The sequence below is a fragment of the Robiginitomaculum antarcticum DSM 21748 genome (genome assembly GCF_000365025.1).
GTDB lineage: Bacteria > Pseudomonadota > Alphaproteobacteria > Caulobacterales > Maricaulaceae > Robiginitomaculum > Robiginitomaculum antarcticum.
In genome coordinates this window covers 982,189-1,000,157 of sequence record NZ_KB823011.1, presented here as the reverse complement: position 1 = coordinate 1,000,157, position 17,969 = coordinate 982,189, and the positions used below count along the sequence as shown (strand labels likewise).

20 protein-coding genes are annotated in these 17,969 nt (G+C 53.6%); 6 read left to right on the top strand and 14 right to left on the bottom strand.

Features of this window, described 5'->3' with window-relative positions:
• Position 1: 1 nt before the first annotated feature.
• The 8 genes from H142_RS0104775 to H142_RS0104740 form a co-directional block, all read right to left on the bottom strand.
• Complete coding sequence (locus H142_RS0104775; protein ID WP_017930962.1) at positions 2 to 874, bottom strand: 50S ribosomal protein L11 methyltransferase; 873 nt, start codon at positions 872 to 874, stop codon at positions 2 to 4.
• A complete protein-coding gene (locus H142_RS0104770; protein WP_017930961.1) occupies positions 871 to 3,243 on the bottom strand; it encodes an ATP-dependent helicase in 2,373 nt (790 codons plus the stop codon). Before H142_RS0104770 ends, H142_RS0104775 begins: the two co-directional genes overlap by 4 nt.
• A gap of 122 nt (positions 3,244 to 3,365) precedes the next feature.
• The gene (locus tag H142_RS0104765) at positions 3,366 to 3,758 is read right to left on the bottom strand and encodes an acyl-CoA thioesterase (protein WP_017930960.1); all 393 of its coding nucleotides are present in this window, start codon (positions 3,756 to 3,758) and stop codon (positions 3,366 to 3,368) included.
• An 80-nt stretch (positions 3,759 to 3,838) separates the two neighbouring features.
• The gene (locus H142_RS0104760; RefSeq protein WP_017930959.1) at positions 3,839 to 4,060 is read right to left on the bottom strand and encodes a ribbon-helix-helix domain-containing protein; all 222 of its coding nucleotides are present in this window, start codon (positions 4,058 to 4,060) and stop codon (positions 3,839 to 3,841) included.
• Entirely contained in the window at positions 4,047 to 4,235 is a 189-nt protein-coding gene (locus H142_RS0104755) for a DUF4169 family protein (RefSeq protein ID WP_017930958.1), read from the bottom strand. Before H142_RS0104755 ends, H142_RS0104760 begins: the two co-directional genes overlap by 14 nt.
• Before the next feature lies 1 nt (position 4,236).
• Positions 4,237 to 5,628 carry a class II fumarate hydratase gene (gene fumC, locus H142_RS0104750; RefSeq protein ID WP_017930957.1) on the bottom strand — a complete coding sequence of 464 codons (1,392 nt, stop codon included), beginning with the start codon at positions 5,626 to 5,628 and terminating at the stop codon, positions 4,237 to 4,239.
• Positions 5,621 to 5,839, bottom strand: coding sequence for a hypothetical protein (locus H142_RS0104745; RefSeq protein WP_156811889.1), 219 nt, complete (start codon positions 5,837 to 5,839; stop codon positions 5,621 to 5,623). The genes fumC and H142_RS0104745 overlap by 8 nt, the downstream gene beginning before the upstream one ends.
• Positions 5,840 to 5,874: 35 nt before the next feature.
• Complete coding sequence (locus H142_RS0104740; protein ID WP_026147803.1) at positions 5,875 to 6,477, bottom strand: SspB family protein; 603 nt, start codon at positions 6,475 to 6,477, stop codon at positions 5,875 to 5,877.
• 149 nt (positions 6,478 to 6,626) lie between these two features.
• Between H142_RS0104740 and H142_RS0104735 the strand changes: the two genes are divergently transcribed.
• The 4 genes from H142_RS0104735 to H142_RS0104720 all read left to right on the top strand — a co-directional run bounded on the left by H142_RS0104735 (position 6,627) and on the right by H142_RS0104720 (position 10,973).
• Entirely contained in the window at positions 6,627 to 7,763 is a 1,137-nt protein-coding gene (locus H142_RS0104735) for a PQQ-dependent sugar dehydrogenase (protein ID WP_017930954.1), read from the top strand.
• Between the two features lie 59 nt (positions 7,764 to 7,822).
• Entirely contained in the window at positions 7,823 to 9,166 is a 1,344-nt protein-coding gene (locus H142_RS0104730; RefSeq protein ID WP_017930953.1) for a cytochrome P450, read from the top strand.
• A gap of 179 nt (positions 9,167 to 9,345) precedes the next feature.
• On the top strand, positions 9,346 to 9,753 hold the full coding sequence (locus tag H142_RS14350; protein WP_083898962.1) for an ArsR/SmtB family transcription factor: 408 nt from the start codon (positions 9,346 to 9,348) through the stop codon (positions 9,751 to 9,753).
• Entirely contained in the window at positions 9,750 to 10,973 is a 1,224-nt protein-coding gene (locus tag H142_RS0104720) for an alkane 1-monooxygenase (RefSeq protein ID WP_017930951.1), read from the top strand. The genes H142_RS14350 and H142_RS0104720 overlap by 4 nt, the downstream gene beginning before the upstream one ends.
• Here H142_RS0104720 and H142_RS0104715 read toward each other — a convergent pair.
• Entirely contained in the window at positions 10,948 to 11,622 is a 675-nt protein-coding gene (locus tag H142_RS0104715) for a LysM peptidoglycan-binding domain-containing protein (protein ID WP_017930950.1), read from the bottom strand. The two genes, H142_RS0104720 and H142_RS0104715, sit on opposite strands and share 26 nt — an antisense overlap.
• 104 nt (positions 11,623 to 11,726) lie before the next feature.
• Between H142_RS0104715 and H142_RS0104710 the strand changes: the two genes are divergently transcribed.
• Positions 11,727 to 12,464 (top strand): dienelactone hydrolase family protein, encoded by a 738-nt coding sequence (locus H142_RS0104710; protein ID WP_017930949.1) that lies wholly within the window; start codon positions 11,727 to 11,729, stop codon positions 12,462 to 12,464.
• Here the strand turns inward: H142_RS0104710 and H142_RS0104705 are convergent.
• On the bottom strand, positions 12,455 to 13,105 hold the full coding sequence (locus H142_RS0104705) for a fumarylacetoacetate hydrolase family protein (protein ID WP_017930948.1): 651 nt from the start codon (positions 13,103 to 13,105) through the stop codon (positions 12,455 to 12,457). The two genes, H142_RS0104710 and H142_RS0104705, sit on opposite strands and share 10 nt — an antisense overlap.
• Positions 13,106 to 13,165: 60 nt before the next feature.
• On the opposite strand from H142_RS0104705, the gene H142_RS0104700 reads away from it, so the two are divergent.
• Positions 13,166 to 13,408, top strand: a complete 243-nt coding sequence (locus H142_RS0104700; RefSeq protein ID WP_017930947.1) for a ParB N-terminal domain-containing protein — start codon at positions 13,166 to 13,168, stop codon at positions 13,406 to 13,408.
• Here the strand turns inward: H142_RS0104700 and H142_RS0104695 are convergent.
• The 4 genes from H142_RS0104695 to H142_RS0104680 form a co-directional block, all read right to left on the bottom strand.
• Complete coding sequence (locus H142_RS0104695) at positions 13,405 to 14,970, bottom strand: FMN-binding glutamate synthase family protein (protein WP_017930946.1); 1,566 nt, start codon at positions 14,968 to 14,970, stop codon at positions 13,405 to 13,407. The genes H142_RS0104700 and H142_RS0104695 overlap by 4 nt on opposite strands.
• A gap of 71 nt (positions 14,971 to 15,041) precedes the next feature.
• On the bottom strand, positions 15,042 to 16,655 hold the full coding sequence (locus H142_RS17130; protein WP_017930945.1) for a hypothetical protein: 1,614 nt from the start codon (positions 16,653 to 16,655) through the stop codon (positions 15,042 to 15,044).
• 137 nt (positions 16,656 to 16,792) lie between these two features.
• Entirely contained in the window at positions 16,793 to 16,972 is a 180-nt protein-coding gene (locus H142_RS0104685) for a hypothetical protein (protein WP_017930944.1), read from the bottom strand.
• Between the two features lie 69 nt (positions 16,973 to 17,041).
• Positions 17,042 to 17,944, bottom strand: a complete 903-nt coding sequence (locus tag H142_RS0104680; RefSeq protein WP_017930943.1) for a DMT family transporter — start codon at positions 17,942 to 17,944, stop codon at positions 17,042 to 17,044.
• Positions 17,945 to 17,969: the final 25 nt, after the last annotated feature.

Below are 17,969 nucleotides of genomic sequence, written 5' to 3'. Positions count from 1 at the left end.
CTTAGGCGTGTTGTCCGATGATTGTGACCCAGCCTTCTAACGAAGGCTGGGTTTCGCATATCAGGCCTGCGGCGGCGAAACCGTCACTCATTTCGCCGGCCTGCTCCACAAGAATGCCGGATAAGATCAGGCGGCCTTTTGCGTCCAGCGCGCCGGCTATATCGCCGGCCATGGCCAGGAGCGGCCCGGCCAATATATTAGCAAAAATCAGGTCAAATTTTTGGCCTTTAAGGGCGGCGTGGTCAAATCCGTCGGCGCGAATGGCCTCAATATGTTCCGCTACATTGTTTACGCCCGCATTGTCTAATGTGACATCGACGGAATCTTGATCGATATCGCTGGCGAGTATTGTCCGGTTTAACTTCATCGCTGCGGCGATGGCGAGAACGCCCGCGCCTGTCCCCAGATCTAAAACCGTCTTTGGGTCAAACCCAAGGGACGTTAATCTGTCAAAGGCGAGCAGGCAGCCCTTGGTCGTGCCGTGATGCCCGGTGCCGAAAGCCAGTCCCGCTTCGATCTGAATCGGAAAGGCGCAGCCTTCGGGGATCCGGTGCGCATCATGGCTGCCATAGATGAAAAACGGTCCGGCCTCTACGGGATCCAATCCTGATTGCGAGAGCGAGACCCAATCCTCGTCCGGCAATTGCGCGACCTGTGCGTCAATATCGCCGGATAGGGACAGCGCTTGGAGCGCCGCTTCGGCCTCAGCTTTGCTATTATAAAGCGCCTGAACTGACATTTGGCCATCCGGCATATCGTATATGGAAACGGACAAGGCTTCCATCGGAGCCTCAAACCCCAGCGCATCGGACAACGCGAAGGCATGGTCATGATTAGTCGTTAAAGTCAGGGCAAATGGTGTATCAGAGGTCATGGCCGCTCCACAAAACTATCAAGCACTTTTTTCTCTCCGGCTTTTTCAAAAGCGACAGTCAGTTTTGTGCCATCAGACGCCTTGACTGCGCCATAACCGAATTTTTGATGAAAGACCCGTTCGCCAATTTTAAACTTGCCCTCTTTCCCATTTTTATTTTTAACAGGACGGCGAATAGCGTGGCCTTCAATATCTTTAGGTTCCCGCCCGAAGACTTTGTTTTTATTGGATTGATAGCGCTCCCAACCCGGACTGGTCCGAGATGATTGCGCGCTGTCAAAGCTTTGCGCAAACCGCTCGGCAACATCGCTTTGTATAGTTGATCCACTATCATAATATCCGGTTTCGGCGCGCGCCGTGACATGATCCGGTGGTAGTTCATCAATAAAACGCGATGGCAGGCTGCTCTGCCAACTACCGTAAATTTGCCGGTTGGCGGCGAAATATATCATGCATTTTTCACGCGCCCGCGTAATGCCGACATAGGCCAGACGGCGCTCTTCTTCGAGACCGGCCAGACCCGACTCATCCATGCTTTTTTGTGACGGGAAACTGCCGTCTTCCCAGCCGGGTAAAAACACCAGCGGAAATTCCAGACCTTTAGCTGAATGCAATGTCATAAGGCTGACTTTGTCATCGGTTTCCTCGGTCTCGATATCCATGACGAGGCTGACATGCTCCAGATAGGCGGGCAGAGTGTCGAACTCGCCCATAGCCTGAACCAGTTCTTTAAGGTTCTCCAGACGCCCCGCCGATTTGGCATCTTTCTCGTCCTTGAGCATCTGGGTATAGCCGCTCTCGTCTAAAATGCGCTCGGCCAGTTCTGTATGTTTAATGTCCCCGACCTCAGCCCGCCAGCGGTCAAGGTCACGGATAAAAGCGGCAATACCGGTGCGTGCACGCCCGCGAATTTCGTCGGTCTTAACAACTTCGCGCGCTGCGGCCTCCAGCGGAATGCGCATAGCCCGGGCGGCGCGTTGCAGCTTTTGCACGCTGGTGTCGCCAATGCCGCGCTTGGGTTTGTTGATAACACGCTCAAACGCCAGATCATCGGTTTCCGAAACGATCAGACGTAAATAAGCGTGGGCATCACGAATTTCCATACGCTCGAAGAAACGCGGCCCGCCAATTACGCGGTAGGGCAGGCCCAGCATGATGAAACGTTCCTCAAAGGCGCGCATCTGGCGAGAGGCGCGGACGAGCACCGCAATATCATTATATTGGCCCCCGTTTTTGTGGCCGTTCTTGCTCTTCCAGGTCTCAATCTCAGTCGATATGGCCCGCGCTTCGGCTTGTCCGTCCCACACGCCGGCCACGACGACTTTCTCACCGCCGGCGTCTTCGGTCCACAATGTCTTGCCCAGACGGCCTTGGTTAGCCGATATAAGGCCGGAAGCCGCGGCTAGAATATGTTCGGTGGAGCGGTAATTGCGTTCCAATTTAATCACTGCAGCGCCGGGAAAGTCAGACTCGAAACGCAGAATATTATCAACTTCTGCGCCGCGCCAGCCATAGATGGATTGGTCATCATCACCGACCACACAGAGATTTTGAGACCCCGTATTTCCGGTATTCTGGGCAAGCAGACGGAGCCACAAATATTGCGCCACATTGGTATCTTGGTACTCGTCAACCAGCAGATATTTAAACTTGGCGTGATATTTGGCGAGAACTTCAGGATTATTCTTAAAGATTGTCACGCAATGCAGAAGTAAGTCGCCGAAATCGACAGCATTGAGCTGTTTCAGGCGGTTTTGGTAAACCTTATAAAGCTCACGGCCTTTGCCGTCACCAAAGCTAAATCCGTCATTGGCAGACAGACGGTCCGGAGTCAGGCCTTTATTTTTCCATCCATCGATAAGGGTCGCCAAATGGCGCGCGGTCCAGCGTTTCGGGTCAAGCCCCGAGGCTTGGATGATCTGTTTCATTAAGCGGAGCTGATCGTCCGTATCCAGAATTGTAAACGACGATTTCAAGCCGACAAGCTCGGCATGGATACGCAGTATTTTCGCGCTAATAGAATGGAACGTGCCCAGCCATGGCAGGCCTTCGACCTGTCCAATTAATTTGGTGGCCCGTGCGCGCATTTCGCGCGCGGCTTTGTTGGTAAAGGTCACGCATAATATTTGCGACGGGTAGGCGCGGCCGAGGCGCAAAATATGAGCGAGGCGATGGGTCAGAACGCGGGTTTTGCCTGTGCCGGCTCCTGCGAGCACGAGAACCGGCCCGTCAATCGTCTCAACAGCGCGGCGCTGTTCGGGGTTCAGGCCATCAAGTAAAGACAGTGTTCCGCCTTCAGCGGGGCGCGCCATATTTACCATGGCCTGCTGAGAAATCGATAAATTACGTGCGGAATCGGGCGGAGTCATGACCGGAACATAGGCAAAACATTCCGGCCTTGCTAGGGGCGAGGTGAATTTAGATATGATGTTATTGACGAAGGCCTATAGCGGCTTTGCCCGCCCCTATAAGGCTTTAAAATAGTAGGCTTTTATCTGTCGTTAGACTGTGCAGGGGTATAGGGGAAATTACCGTGGCGCACGGGGCGTCCCTTTTCATCGACATTCACAAAAACAATTTTATCAATAGAAACAATCTCTTCTTTCGTTTCCTTATTGCGAACATGGCATGTCACAGCAATCGTCGTGCGGGTAACGTCTACTGTGTCTACGCCGATTTCAACGACATCGCCTTGATAGGCGGCGGAGAGAAAGTTGAGCTCTGACATATATTTTGTCACAAGCGTGCGGCTGCTCATCTGGCATCCGGCATAGACACCGCATTCCTCGTCTATCCATTCAAGCAAGCGGCCCCCGAACAGCGTATTGCGGGAGTTCAGATCTGCGGGTTTCACAACTTTACGGGTGCGGTACTTTAAAGCCATATCATCGTGTAAGACCAAAGGATGTATGGTGCAAGCCGTCACGGCTCATACGTATCTAAACTGCAAAACCCGCACAGCTTTTAATCCGTCATAATCCGGCGCACAGCCCAGACCCGCAAATATCCGGCCAGCCCGCCATCATATTTTTCCGCAACCCGTGCATCGTCCATCTGCGCTAAAAACCCCGCGAGCGATTTGTCTGATGACGCGATATGGTCGTCTATGATCAGCCAGAATTCGCGTTCCAGCGCCACGGATGTGGCATGGCCGTGCAGGCTAACGGAGCGTTTAATGCGGGTCATTATTGCGTCTATGGCCGTCCATTTTAGATGCGGCCTTCTCAGCCCGCGTCTTGTCCAAAACCTTCTGTGCTTTGCTCCGTCCGAATTTCGCCCGGTTAGCACTGGCCGAGACGGTTTTATCCACTTTTGCTTTAGCCTTACGGGCTTTGTTCAGATTGATAGGCGCGCCGCTCATTTTACCGCGGGCTTATCATGAGTTCGGGGCGCACGACTTCGTCAAATTCAGCTTCGGTGACGAAGCCAAGTTTAACCGCTTCTTCTCTCAACGTTGTACCGTTTTTATGGGCCGTCTTGGCGACTTTCGTGGCGTTGTCATAGCCGATTGTGGGCGCCAGCGCCGTAACCAGCATCAACGAGCGCGACAAAAGATCGGCAATGCGATCCTCATTAGCGGTAATGCCAATGACGCACCGATTGGCAAACGCCATACAGCTATCAGCCATTATCCGGATGGATTGTAGCATATTATACGCCATGACAGGCTTGTAGACATTAAGCTCGAAATGCCCCTGACTGCCGGCAATGGTGATTGTCGTCTGATTGCCCATTACTTGTGTGCAAACCATAGTTAGCGCTTCGCACTGGGTCGGATTGACCTTGCCAGGCATGATAGAACTGCCCGGTTCGTTTTCAGGCAGACTAATTTCACCGAGGCCGGAGCGCGGGCCGGACGCCAGAAAACGGATATCATTAGCAATTTTGAAAAGGCTGGCAGCAACCGTATTAATCGCGCCGTGAGCGGAGACATAGGCGTCATGCGCCGCTAATGCCTCAAACTTATTCTCTGCTGTGGTGAAGGCAAGGCGGGTGTAATTAGCCACTTCATCGGCAAAGCTTTGGGCAAATTCCGGTTTAGCATTCAGGCCTGTACCGACAGCGGTGCCGCCTTGCGCGAGCGGAAGGAGTTCTTGAAGTCCGTCTTCTACACGTTTGATACCATTGCTTATTTGCGCAGTATAGCCTGAGAACTCCTGTCCTAATGTGACCGGCGTCGCGTCTTGGGTATGTGTGCGTCCGATTTTAATAATGGCGGAGAATTGCTCCGCTTTATCATTGAGCGCATTGCGCAAATATTGCAGAGCGGGGAGCAGGCTGTGATGCATTTCTTCGGCGGCCGCAATATGCATGGCGGTTGGAAAAGTGTCGTTTGAAGACTGGCTGCGATTGACATGATCATTGGGATGAACCGGATCTTTTGAGCCAATTTTGCCGCCCATGATTTCAATCGCGCGGTTGGAAACAACTTCATTAGCGTTCATATTGGATTGTGTACCGCTGCCGGTCTGCCAGACAGAAAGCGGGAAGTGATCATCCAGCTTACCCTCGGCGACATCTTTTGCAGCCGCAACAATCGCGTCTGCGCGCGCGCTATCAAGATTGTCCAGTTTTTCATTTGTGATAGCCGCGCACATTTTAATAATGCCCAGCGCGCGGATAAGCGGCGCGGGCATGATCTCATTGCCGATCGGAAAATTGATCAGACTGCGCGCTGTCTGCGCGCCGTAATATTTATCGCTGGGCACGTCTAGAGGGCCAAAGCTGTCGGTTTCAGTTCTCATTTTAGTCATGATAAGCGTAGTCCGTTTTGAAAATTAAAGAGTAAAAAATATGCGCTATACCTACAGCGATCAGCATGATGCCTGTTCGGGGTGAATTAAGCGCAGCGGGAAATTCATCAGGTCTACTTTGGGTCATCAGCATAATTGTGCCCAGCAAAATACATCCCATCTGCGATAGAAATATGAAAATGCCCAGCGCGCCTAACGGTACAAGCGTCATATGCGCGTTTTTAGAGCGGGTTAGCAAGTGCCGCATTATTTCTTGCGAAAGCTATCCAAACTGACGACTTTGCTCTCATCTGATTTGTCAGACACCTTATCAGTTGATTTTGACGGCGGGGCCTTAGCACCAGCCTTGACTGGATCAGTTTTGACAGATTTTGGTTTAGGCTGCAATTTTGGCGCAGCTGGGGCATTTCCTGCAGGTCTCAGAGCCGGCGCGGTGTCTTTTGTCTGTGGTTTGATCTGCGCGAGTGTGGGTGGACGTTCCTGCATGTGCTCCGGCGGGTCAAATTGTAGGGCAAAGCCGACAGAAGGGTCATGAAAGCGTGTAATGGCCGTATAAGGGACGGAAAGATATTTCGGCACGCCCGCAAATTTTAACGTAACTTCGAATGTTTCGTCATGCGCTTTGAGGTCCCAATATTGATGCTCAAGCACAATCGTAATCTCGTCCGCATATTTACCGGCCAAACTCTCATCAATATCCACGCCCGGATAGCGGGTCAGGAAGGTAATATAAAAGTGATGCGCCCCCGGAAGGCCGTCCTCACGGATAACGCGGCGAATCGCATCGCGGACAACGCCGCGAAGCGCGAGTTGTGTCATCTGGTCGTATTTCATCAAGTCTTGACTCATATCCTTACCCTAAGCCATGGCGCGCGGGGGTCAATACTCTTGCGAAGCCCAACCCTAAGATTTTGCGTTTTGCCTGTAAATTTCAGTGTATAGGAACTCTGCTTACGTCCCATCCGTATAATAAATATAGATAAATTTAAGGATAGATTATGACCAAAATTTCAAGAGCGCTTCTGGCGGGTTTTTTTGCAGCGGCTGTAACGCCTGCGGCCATGGCGGACGAGACGATACGCGGCTCTGACGGCGTTAGCCTGAACGCGCAAACTTTGGCAGAATTCAACGATGCGTGGGCCATGACCTTTTTGCCCGACGGTCATATGCTTGTGACAGAAAAATCTGGTAATTTATGGCTGCTCGGCGCGAATGGCGCGAAGCTGGGCACAATTGATAATGCCCCAAGCGTGGATGCGCGCGGGCAGGGCGGGTTGGGCGATATCATTGCTCATCCGGATTTTGCCACTAATGGCACAGTCTTTATCTCTTATGTCGAACGCGATAGCGGTAATGACGCCCTGTCCGGCGCCGCCGTTGAGCGCGCGACGCTGACCTTAACGCAGACCGGCGGAACGCTGAGCGGACGCGAAACCATCTGGCGGCAATATCCAAAAGTGACCGGAAACGGCCATTATGGACACCGCCTCGCCATCTCGCCTAATGGACATCTCTTTATCACAAGCGGAGAGCGTCAGAAATTCTCACCTGCGCAAAATATGAGCATGAATCTCGGCAAGGTGATCCGTATTCACCAAGATGGCAGCATTCCGGAAGACAACCCCTTTTATGACAATGGCGGAATGGCGGCTCAGGTCTGGACATTAGGGCACCGCAATCCGCTCGGCATTGATTTCGATGCGGCCGGACAGCTCTGGGTGCATGAAATGGGCCCGCGCGGAGGCGACGAGCTTAATAAAATCGTGCGTTCGGAAAACTATGGCTACCCGAATGTCTCTGAAGGCAAGCATTATTCGGGCGTCGATATTCCCGATCACAAAGACATTCCGATTTATGAGGCTCCCGCTGTTTCCTGGGTTCCCGCGATCAGTCCGGCCGGATTCACCCTCTATGACGGCGCGCTGTTCACTGACTGGATGGGGGACGGCTTTATTGGCGGGCTGAGCTCCACAGCATTGATTCGTGTTGACATGGACGCCGAAGACGGCCCTGTCGAGGCCGCACGCTATGAGTGGGACACGCGTATACGCGAAGTGGAAACCGGACCGGACGGCGCGCTCTATGTGCTCGAAGATGACGAAGGGCGGCTGCTCCGTTTGACCCCGAAACAGTAAAGATTGATAAGCAGGCTTTCGGGCCTGCTTTTTTTCAACGCTATTCTCGCTGGGTGTCTATGACCGATCTTTTCATTGCTCCGCATGCACAGCCTTTAAAGGGCACTGAAAATCTGGCCTACGCCACATGGAAGTTCATGCGTAATCCTCTGGAAGGTTTCGGGCCCTTATCTTACCGACAGGGTATAACCAGCGTAAAACATCTGGGCACACAAATGCATATCGTGACCGCACCCGAAGGCATGAATGATATTCTGGTCAAACATACGGCTAAATTTACCAAAAGCCCGATCGATGCGCGCATCCTTGGCCCCGCCACTAAAGAAGGCCTGCTCTCAGTGCATGGAAAGCAGTGGAAGATGCAGCGCCGCGCCGTTGCGCCAATATTTCGCGCCCGTCACATGGCGGACCTCTCCCCGCTCGTTCACACCGTTGTTGACGGATTTAAGTCCAGACTCGGGGCGGGGCGCGATGTTGAACTGAACGGCGCTATGGCCGATTTGACCTTTGACATTCTGGCCAAAGCTTTGCTTGGTGATCCCAAAGGATTAGATCGGGATCGTTTGAAAAAAGCGACGCGGCGCGTCGTGACCAGTGCAGGAACATTGCGGCCTGATGACTTGATCCCATGGCCACGCGGCACGCCGCGCCCTATCGGGCCGCGCGGATATGCGGCTTTGCGGCGCTTGAAATCTGCTGCTGACCACCTGATCAATTCGCGGCAGAGTGACGCCGGTGATGATCTGGTCGGACTGTTAATCGGCGCGCAGGACCCCAAAACGGGGCAGCGCCTGTCTCGCCGCGAGCAGCGCGATAATCTGATCGGGTTTTTCATTGCGGGGCATGAGACGACCGCGCTGACCTTAACATGGGCGCTCTATTTGATGGCTATGGATAAAGGCGCGCAAACCCGCGTCCGCGCGGAGGCCCGCGCGGTTGGGATAGACAAAATCAGCTTCGAGACTCTGGATCAGCTTCCCTTTACGCGCGCCGTGATTGACGAAACCATGCGGCTATTCCCGCCCGCGCCGATCATTAACCGGGAATGCCATGAAGCCTGTGAGGTTTTGGGGCGGGCGATTAATCCGGGCGATATCTTGCTGCTCTGTCCCTATATTATGCACCGGCGCGACGCCTTGTGGGAGAATGCGCTGGCCTTTGATCCTGACCGCTTCATTCGCAATCCCGACCTGCGAAGCAAAGCTGCGCCTTTCATGCCTTTTGGCGCCGGCCCGAGGGTTTGCGTGGGCGCCAGCTTCGCGCTGATGGAATCCGTTATGGGACTAGCCAGCTTGATGGCAGAATATGATATTACTGTAGCTGATGACTGTTTTCCGCGCCCATTAATGACCGTGACCTTGCGTCCCGAAGGCGGGATTAAAGCTAGATTGAATAGAGTCTAAGCGGCAGGGTATCTCAAAACGCGCATAAAGTTATAGCGCTTGGATATTCATCCTCGCAGATTTGCTTACAGTTTCTCCCAGAGCAATATGCACGCTGCGTCTCCGGCAAAGATACTTACCCTGCGGGCGCTTATTTTAGTATATTTGACTCATGTGCATATATGTGCACATATACATCTATGATTAATGATAATGCACCGGGCTCGCGCGCCCGCAGGGACATCGCCAAAACCGTCAGCGCGGTTTTGGATACTAAATTTTTCAAAGCCTTGTGCGATCCGGTGCGCGCGGAGATTATCCGCCGCCTCGTGACAATCGGCGCAGCGGATGTCGGCACAATCGCCAAGACAATGACGCAGGACCGCAGCGTAATATCGCGTCATCTGGCGCAGCTGGAGCGCGCGGAAATTCTGATGAGCCGCAAAGATGGCCGCCGCAGGCTTTATGATATGGCGGGCCCGGATATTGTGACCAAGCTCGAAGATATTCTGGCGGCCGTATCGCCTATGCGGGAGCTGTGTGTTCCCTTTGGCGGACGCGAATGCAACTGCGCAGGCAAATGTGAATGTGGAAGGGCCGCAGCATGACAGTTTTCACCGGAACAGATGAGCAAGGCCAAACGGTCAGCTATAATGATCATAAACGCTATTGGTATCTTTTAGCCTATACGCATTCCATTATTGTCGCATCCTTTTACGCCGCATTTTTAATAACCGGTGCGGCTTTGTGGCTGGTTATGCCGGTCATTTGGATTTTTGGAATCGTTCCTACGATTGACTTGCTGGTCGGTGAAGATACGCATAACCCGCCCGAAGCCGTTATGCCTGCCATGATCAAAGATGATTTTTACCGCTTTTCAATTTACCCGCATTTCGTCATTGCCTTTGCTATGTTCGCGTTCACGATATTTATCGTGGGCAGCTTTGCTTTGCCGTGGTGGGCCTATCTGGCATTGGTGATATCATCTGGTATTGGCAGCGGCGGCATCCTGACCCTTACCCATGAACTGGGTCACAAAACCAATAAGCTCGATCAATTTATGGCCAAAATCGGCAATGCCCTAGTCGGCTATGGTCATTTCTGTATTGAGCATAATCGCGGCCATCACGTCATGGTCAGCACGCCCGAAGACCCTGCCAGCGCGCGCATGGGCGAGAGCATTTACCGTTTTGCTTTTCGTGAAATCGGCGGGACATTTGCCCGTGGATGGCATCACGAGCGTGAGCGTTTGGCTAAATTAGGACACGGGTTCTGGCATTATAAAAATGATGTCCTGCAGAGCTACGCGCTGAGCTTTGTGATTATCGCGATCTGTGTGGCCGTCTTTGGCCCGCTCATTCTGGCCTTCATTGTGCCGCATCACATTATCGGATGGTATACGCTGACACAAGCCAATTATATTGAGCATTATGGATTGCTGAGGGCTAAAAAGGCCAATGGGAAATATGAGCGTACGCAGCCGCGCCATAGCTGGAACACCAATCATCTGTTCTCGAATATGCAGCTGTTTCATCTGCAGCGGCACAGTGATCACCATGCCAATCCGCTGCGTCCTTACCAAGTGCTGCGCAATTTTGATGATCTGCCCAGCCTGCCCAATGGCTATCTAGGCTGTTACAGCCTCGCGGCCATTCCGCCGCTGTGGTATAGAATTATGGATAAAAAAGTCATGGATTGGGCGGGCGGCGATATCACCAAAGTTAATATCGACCCCAAAGCCAAAGCGCGGCTTTACCGCAAATATTCGCCGGAGTTATCCCTGGCGAATAAAGAGGTAGGCTCTAGCAGCGCGGGGCGGGCAGCGTAATCGCTGACCCTGCGCGAATGGTATAGGCGGCGTCCAGGTTGTTCATGGTTTTAATCTGATCCGGCGTCGAACATGTGCGCTTGGACAGGTTATAGACCGTATCGTCTTCCTGCACGATATAGCTCATCAGACCGGTGACCGGCACGCCCATCTGCGTTGTGACATAGCCAGGCTGTGCAGCCTGCGAATTCGCCATATATATTTTGGTCGGTTGCGATGTCATTCCTATAGTTTGCGGCGCTTGCACGGCCGCCGATTGCGGCACAATGACTTCCAATAACGCGCCATTCTGTCCGCCATTTTGCCCGCCTGTCTCGACCATGGCCGTTGCCGCCGCGCCGCTATTATAGCCGCCTGCAAGCCTATTATCGTAGCTCTGCGGGGCCCACTGACCCTGTTGCGATGGCGTGGGCATCGTGCCCGTATTTTGCGCGGATGTATGGGCGGGCGCTGTGCCAATCTGGCGCTGCGTAGAAGGCGCGGTTGCGCTCGGCGCAGTATTGGCAAGTTGTACGTTGGACGTTTGAGTGCCGTCCACTCTCGAACTAAATTTATATTGTGGGTTTTCCTGTGCCGTTGCACAGCTGCCCAGAGCAAGCACGGCTAATGCAGCGCAGGTTAAGCCGGTAAAATATAGGCGCTGGGACATGTCGTCCTCCCTTGTTTTGTAACGCCGCAATCATGCTATGTTAGGGATAACATTATCTTAAGAGGGCGGCGTTTTATGCCGCCCCGCAGAACCGGAGACAATTTATGGATATTATGACGCGTGAAGTAGAGTATTTTGACGGTAAGCAGCGCTGCGTCGGCTATCTGGCTTGGGACAATAGCGTGGTCAGCCCGCGTCCCGGCGTTCTGATTAGTCCGGCTTGGGGCGGGCGCGACAGCTTTGCGGATCAGAAAGCCGTGCAAATGGCGGGCCTCGGCTATGTTGGATTTGCCATCGATGTCTACGGTGATGCCGCGCAGCCTGAAACGACAGACGAGAAAATGGCGGCTATGGGCGCCATAGCTGATGATCGCGACAAGCTCTTAACGCGCGTTAAGGCCGGCATGGCCGCCGCGCAGGCGCTAGACGAGATTGACGGCGGTCATATGGCGATGATGGGCTTTTGCTTTGGCGGCATGTGCACGCTGGATATGGCGCGGCGTGGCGCGGATCTAAAAGCCGCGATCAGTTTTCACGGCGTCATTGATGATCCTGACTATAAACGCAAAAAGAGCACCGCTAAGGTTCTTGTCCTGCACGGATGGGATGATCCGATGAGCGATCATGAATCCATCGTCAAATTAGGCGAAGAGCTAAACGGTTTGGGTATGGACTGGCAGCTTCACGCCTACGGCCAAACCTCTCACGCCTTCACTGTGCCGGGCGCAAATGATAAGAAACTCGGCCTGGATTATAACGCCGATGCTGACCGCCGCAGCTGGGCGGCGGCCACGGATTTGCTAAGCGAAGTTTTCGCGCTGCACGGCACGGATCAGGCGTAGCGGATAGTTAATGTTTCAAGTCCGGTGATGGCGATCTTGACCGTATCACCGGACTTGACGCGGCCCACGCCGGCGGGTGTTCCGGTCATAATAATATCGCCGGGATACAGCGTGACATAGTCGGACAGGGTTTGGATTATCTCGGCCACACTCCAGATCATATCGGCGAGGGGGGCCTCCTGAACCGTTTCGCCATTTAACATGGTTTGTAGTTTCGCGTCCCTCAGGCTAAAATCGCTCACCCGCGTCAGCGCGCCAATCGGGGCGCTATGGTCAAAGTTCTTGGCCATATCCCACGCCTTACCTTTGGCCTTGGCGGCGGCTTGCAGATCGCGCCGCGTCATATCAAGGCCGCAAGCGTAACCGAAGACGCCGCCATCAGCGCCGATTGCGGCGACCAGCTCGCCTTCATAATGCAGATTGTTCGTCATTGTCGGAAAGGGGATTTCGCGGCCATTTTTAACCACAGTCTCTCGGCTTTTGGTGAAGAAGAGCGGCGCAGAGCTTTTAGGGTCGCCGCCCATTTCTGTCACATGATCGGCATAATTGCGCCCGACACAATATATCCGCCGCACGGGGAATTTTCCGTCTCCGGCAATGGGAATGAAAACAGGGTCGGGGCTGGAGGGGCACGAGGTCATAAATCACTTTGCGCTGGAGGGTTGTCACGCTATCTTTAGCGAAACTGATAAGGATCGCCAATGCGTATTGTCGACATAAAAATACAAGACGTCTATATTCCCGCCGCAAAGAAGAGCATTCGCGAGGATGATGTTGAACCACTCGCCGAAGATATCTTAGAAAACGGACTGCAAAACCCGATTTATGTAAGGGAAGGTAAGGGCCGCTATGTTCTGCAGGAAGGCGCGCACCGTCTTGCTGCTCTCAAACTCCTCGGTGAGACTTATATCGCGGCCAAAATCGTGCAGGCGCGCAAGTCTTAAGCGTCTTCTTTTGATTGGCCTGTTAGGCGCGGGCGTTCGCCCCAAACCTGCGAGAAAGGCAAAGACCGCCCGCTATCCTGAACAATTAATACATGTTTGCGGCGCAAATCCCGCGGGTGATCAACACCGCAGCTATGGGCAATCATTTCGACTTCTTTGCGGATATTTTTGCAATAATTCATAACGCGGACGGCTTTGTTTTCGGGATTTAAGCCGCGTTGCAGGCGTTTATTATGCGTGGTCACGCCGGTAGGGCAGGTATTTTCATTACACTTCATGGCTTGAATGCAGCCTAAGGCGAACATGAAACCGCGTGCTGAATTAACGAAATCCGCGCCTGCCGCAAAGGCCCATGCGACTTCGGCAGGTGTTATCAGCTTGCCGGAGGCAATGATGCGGATGCGCTCATGAAGTTTGTAGGTTCTCAACAGATCATCGACGGCGGGCAGGCCTTCGCGGATGGTTAGACCGACATTATCCATAAGCGGCATAGGCGCAGCGCCCGTGCCGCCATCGCCACCGTCAATGGTAAAGAAATCCGGCGCGCTTTTCATGCCGCGGGCCTTTATCGCGATGAGCAACTGCTCGACATGGGAGATGTTCCCGACGACAAATTTTATCCCTACCGGTAAGCCTGTGGCTTCGCGCATAGTATGGACCAGATTAAGTAGCTCTTCGGGCGTTCCGGCATCGACATGACGATTCGGGCTGATCGCGGCCTCGCCTTCAGGAATACCGCGGATTTCAGCAATCTCCGCAGTCACCTTCTCAGCCGGCAATATGCCGCCTTTACCGGGTTTTGCGCCTTGGGAGAGTTTGAGTTCCAACATACGTACATTCGGGTTTTCGCTGGTGAGCTTGACCAGCTTTTCTACATTGAGCGAGCCGTCATGATTGCGCGCGCCGAATTTAGCTGTTCCGAGTTGAAAGACGATATCGCAATTGCCCTCCAAGTGGTAGGGTGACAACCCGCCTTCACCTGTATTGAGCCAGCATCCTGCGAGGTTTGCGCCTAATGAGAGCGCGCGCACAGCAGGCTGGGATAGTGAGCCGTAACTCATCGCGCTGACATTAAAAAAGCTATATGGCGCATAAGGCCGTTTGCAATCCGGACCGATGATGAGCGGATCATCGGGGCCGTATTCTTCTTCCAATTTGGGAAACATACCATTTGCAAATATTGCCGCGCCAGGGGTCAGACGGCGCGTTGATCCGAAAGGCTCCGTGTTGCTGCCGTCTTTTGACACATCATTAATCCAGTCCCGTTCGGCGCGATTAAACGGCATTTCCTCTCGATCCAGCGCAAAGAAATACTGACGGAAAAATTCACCTAAATTACTGAACAGGCTGCGAAACCGGCCAATAACCGGAAAATTCCGGCGTATGGCATCTTTGGTTTGTAAAATATCTATCAGAAAGAAAATGACAAATAACGCAAGCGTCACGCCTATGACGAACAAAAACAAATTGCCGAGAATATTCAATCCCTGCACAGCCGTGCTGGTTAAAAATTCCATGACGCCGGAGCCGCCATTATCCGTTTGGGCAAAAATATGTATCATTGTATCTTCCTGTTGAAAATATAATGCGCCGCGTGTCCATGAGTTGCAAGCGGGGAGAAGCTTCGTTCCTTTTACTCCGGAAGCTTATCCAAGGCCCACGGGTCTTCGTTTTCGTCGACTATCGGCGGAGCCTCACCTAGATCGGGTAGGGGCTGCGTGTCGTTTACAAAATCCTGATCTTCGTCAAATAAATCGCGAAGACGCGGCTGAGCATTTTCGATATCCACTTGCGGCGTACGGCCATAAAGAACGCCGAAATCGGTGTCATCGAGCACCGTCGTGCTGGGCATACCGTTAGACGTCGCGGGGAAATTTCCTCCGGATGTGCTGGTGTCCCGGCCAATTGAGCCGAGACCGCGTGTGCCGCGCCCGACTGAGCCACGGTTAATACGCGGCGTCTCATAGCCATCAACATCGCGGCCCTTCGGTTTGGCAACATATTCAGGGCAATCTTCGTGCATACGTGTTTTATCGCGGCACCGCGTATCATATAGTACGCCGCGCATGCCGCCTTCACCGTCATAATCACCCTGCGCACCTTCGCCCAGTGACCAGCCTCCAGCCCCCGGGGCCGCGCGCCCCGTTCCCGCCACGGGTCCGGTCGACCGTCCGCCGCCGCCGGCATTAGGATCAAGAGGCGATATCCCGCCGCCGCCAATTGTGGGCGTCCGGTAACCGCCGCTTGGGCCGGTATCGGCTTGGGATTGCGGCACGGCGCGGTCGCGTTCCCGCTCGCTTTGCGCAGCATCGTCATCAGCCAAAACCATTGGGGCATTTGTTATAATCGGTGCGTCCTTTGCAGGCGCGTCAGGAGTCACCGGATTGTCCTGTGCCTCGACAGGTGTTTGCGGTGTGACAGCCGCGTCGGGCTCTGTCGGCACTACTATACCGGAAAGCGGCTCTATAATCCCCGGCGTAGCTTCAAGGACTGGCAGTTCAGGACTTTCAGGCGTCTCGATAATGTCCTCAGGCGGTACTAGCGGTGCGTTCTCAAAAATCGGCCCCGGCGTGACGGGAGGCTCGATGATCTCCGTCGCAATGTCCGGTTCTAATTGATCAAGTGGCGGCTCTATGATTGGCTCCGGTGCCAATATAGGCTCAGCGATATCCACTGCGGTAATGTCAGGAGGCGTGATCAGCGCTGGCGCGTCGTCTAAAACGATTTCGGGCTCAGGCGGCTCCATTGTGATTTCGGGCTCTATCGTCTCTATAATTTCAGGGGGTTTGGGAAGGGCGGTTTCATCCGGTTCGGGCTCAGGTCTGGATATAATTTCCGGCGTAGGCATAACGGGCTGAATGATCGGCTCTATCTCGATCTCCGGCGCAGGTGTTGGCTCTATAGTTGCGGGTTGCGGCGCGGCGGGCTGCGGTCTTGGACGCGGAGCGGGCGTCGGAGACGGCGTGGGTATAGCGGGCGTCGGCAATGCTTCCTGTACGGGTTCGGGCGGCTCTTCGGTCTCGCCTACAGAGGCAACGATCCGGATCGGAATAATGTCGGGTATGAGTGGCGGGATGACAATATAATGCGATGACATTGTTAAGGCAGCAAAGAATGCAGAGTTAAGCGCAATCGTCGCTAATACCGCAATGAAGGTCCGTTTTTCAAGGTCATCAACAAAATCAACGACGGCATAGGCATCCAAATAGGGCGAGAATGTATCTGCGATTTTCGCCGGTATGCGCAATAGACTGACCTTGGTAGAGCGCGGGGCGCGCAGATACGCAAAGACTATAAAGAGTCGCCGCGCAATCCAAGGCTATAGCGCGGCGCAGGCGCGGCGATAAGGGCGCACCGCATTACGATTTGGTCAGTCGGGTAATCCTATGGCGGCGGCGAAATTGCGGCAGGTAGAACGGTTCCATGCGCTGCGTTATCTGTCATTGCGCTATTCACCGGTGACGCCGTGGTACCAATGGCCATTAAAAGCAGCCCGATTGAACAGGCGAAACCGATCGCCCATTTTTCATAAGCGGGTTTGCGGCGGGCGGGTGATGTACGCATGAGGGACTCCTGAATGTTTCAGGGTTAATGACGTGATAATTTGGTGCAATAAGGGCGTGATTGTGGCCACTATGTGATTGTTTCGGGCGTAATTGCCGCTACGCCCTTTCGCTTGGTGCGAAGCAGTATCAAGGTGACGCCGAACAGGATCATCACTCCGCCGATAATAAAGGGCACGCTCATCGTTTCGCGTAAAATAATCGTCGAAGCCGCCACGGCAATCAGGGTTGTCATCAGCCCCGTCCCGGCGACAATAGAAAGCGGTAAACGCTGGAGTAGCCAGTAATAACTGCCATGCGCGACAAGGGAAACAAGCAGCGATGAATAGAGAAGCGCCATACCGAAATTGAGGCGGTTATCCGGCGATATCGCATCGATTTGGTTCGATTCTATGGCGAGGGTCAGCGGCCAGAGTACGACGACGCCCATAACAGCGCACCAAGCCAGCAGCTCCATGGGTTTTACGCCTTTGACCTTTTTAACAAAAAACGCGCCCATCGCTTCGGAAAATGCGCCGCAGACCATCAGCCCGATGCCAAAAAGGAAATAAGGCCCTGCGGCTTCATCCGGCTTAGCCGTGGCGATAATTACCGCTCCGACAAAGGCGACGACAATTCCTGATATGCGTTTTGCGCCGACGGTTTCACCTAAAAACATCACGGACAAAATAATCGAAAACGGCACATAAAGCTCAATCATTACAGCGGCGGCGGACGCGGTCACAAATTGAAGGGCCGGAAACATAAAGGCGTAATTCAGCGCGCCAAAGCCCAGCCCTGCGCCGATGACATATTTCATCTGGCCTCTATGGATGCGCAAAAACGGTAGCAGAAGGATCGCGACGATGGTCATGCGTGTGGCGGCATAAAACAGCGGCGGAGATGTATTGGAAATCGTCACCTTCATGACAACGAAATGCATGCCCCAAATGAAGCACACCAAAAGTAGAACTAGAAATTCGCGTAAAGTCATGACGCGCCCTATCACCGCGCGGCGC

Bases quoted from the DNA above. Each gene is read 5' to 3' on its own strand.
- H142_RS0104775 (WP_017930962.1), bottom strand. From the start codon at position 874: ATGACCTCTGATACACCATTTGCCCTGACTTTAACGACTAATCATGAC.
- H142_RS0104770 (WP_017930961.1), bottom strand. From the start codon at position 3,243: ATGACTCCGCCCGATTCCGCACGTAATTTATCGATTTCTCAGCAGGCC.
- H142_RS0104765 (WP_017930960.1), bottom strand. From the start codon at position 3,758: ATGGCTTTAAAGTACCGCACCCGTAAAGTTGTGAAACCCGCAGATCTG.
- H142_RS0104760 (WP_017930959.1), bottom strand. From the start codon at position 4,060: ATGACCCGCATTAAACGCTCCGTTAGCCTGCACGGCCATGCCACATCC.
- H142_RS0104755 (WP_017930958.1), bottom strand. From the start codon at position 4,235: ATGAGCGGCGCGCCTATCAATCTGAACAAAGCCCGTAAGGCTAAAGCA.
- fumC (WP_017930957.1), bottom strand. From the start codon at position 5,628: ATGACTAAAATGAGAACTGAAACCGACAGCTTTGGCCCTCTAGACGTG.
- H142_RS0104745 (WP_156811889.1), bottom strand. From the start codon at position 5,839: ATGACGCTTGTACCGTTAGGCGCGCTGGGCATTTTCATATTTCTATCG.
- H142_RS0104740 (WP_026147803.1), bottom strand. From the start codon at position 6,477: ATGAGTCAAGACTTGATGAAATACGACCAGATGACACAACTCGCGCTT.
- H142_RS0104735 (WP_017930954.1), top strand. From the start codon at position 6,627: ATGACCAAAATTTCAAGAGCGCTTCTGGCGGGTTTTTTTGCAGCGGCT.
- H142_RS0104730 (WP_017930953.1), top strand. From the start codon at position 7,823: ATGACCGATCTTTTCATTGCTCCGCATGCACAGCCTTTAAAGGGCACT.
- H142_RS14350 (WP_083898962.1), top strand. From the start codon at position 9,346: ATGATTAATGATAATGCACCGGGCTCGCGCGCCCGCAGGGACATCGCC.
- H142_RS0104720 (WP_017930951.1), top strand. From the start codon at position 9,750: ATGACAGTTTTCACCGGAACAGATGAGCAAGGCCAAACGGTCAGCTAT.
- H142_RS0104715 (WP_017930950.1), bottom strand. From the start codon at position 11,622: ATGTCCCAGCGCCTATATTTTACCGGCTTAACCTGCGCTGCATTAGCC.
- H142_RS0104710 (WP_017930949.1), top strand. From the start codon at position 11,727: ATGGATATTATGACGCGTGAAGTAGAGTATTTTGACGGTAAGCAGCGC.
- H142_RS0104705 (WP_017930948.1), bottom strand. From the start codon at position 13,105: ATGACCTCGTGCCCCTCCAGCCCCGACCCTGTTTTCATTCCCATTGCC.
- H142_RS0104700 (WP_017930947.1), top strand. From the start codon at position 13,166: ATGCGTATTGTCGACATAAAAATACAAGACGTCTATATTCCCGCCGCA.
- H142_RS0104695 (WP_017930946.1), bottom strand. From the start codon at position 14,970: ATGATACATATTTTTGCCCAAACGGATAATGGCGGCTCCGGCGTCATG.
- H142_RS0104685 (WP_017930944.1), bottom strand. From the start codon at position 16,972: ATGCGTACATCACCCGCCCGCCGCAAACCCGCTTATGAAAAATGGGCG.
- H142_RS0104680 (WP_017930943.1), bottom strand. From the start codon at position 17,944: ATGACTTTACGCGAATTTCTAGTTCTACTTTTGGTGTGCTTCATTTGG.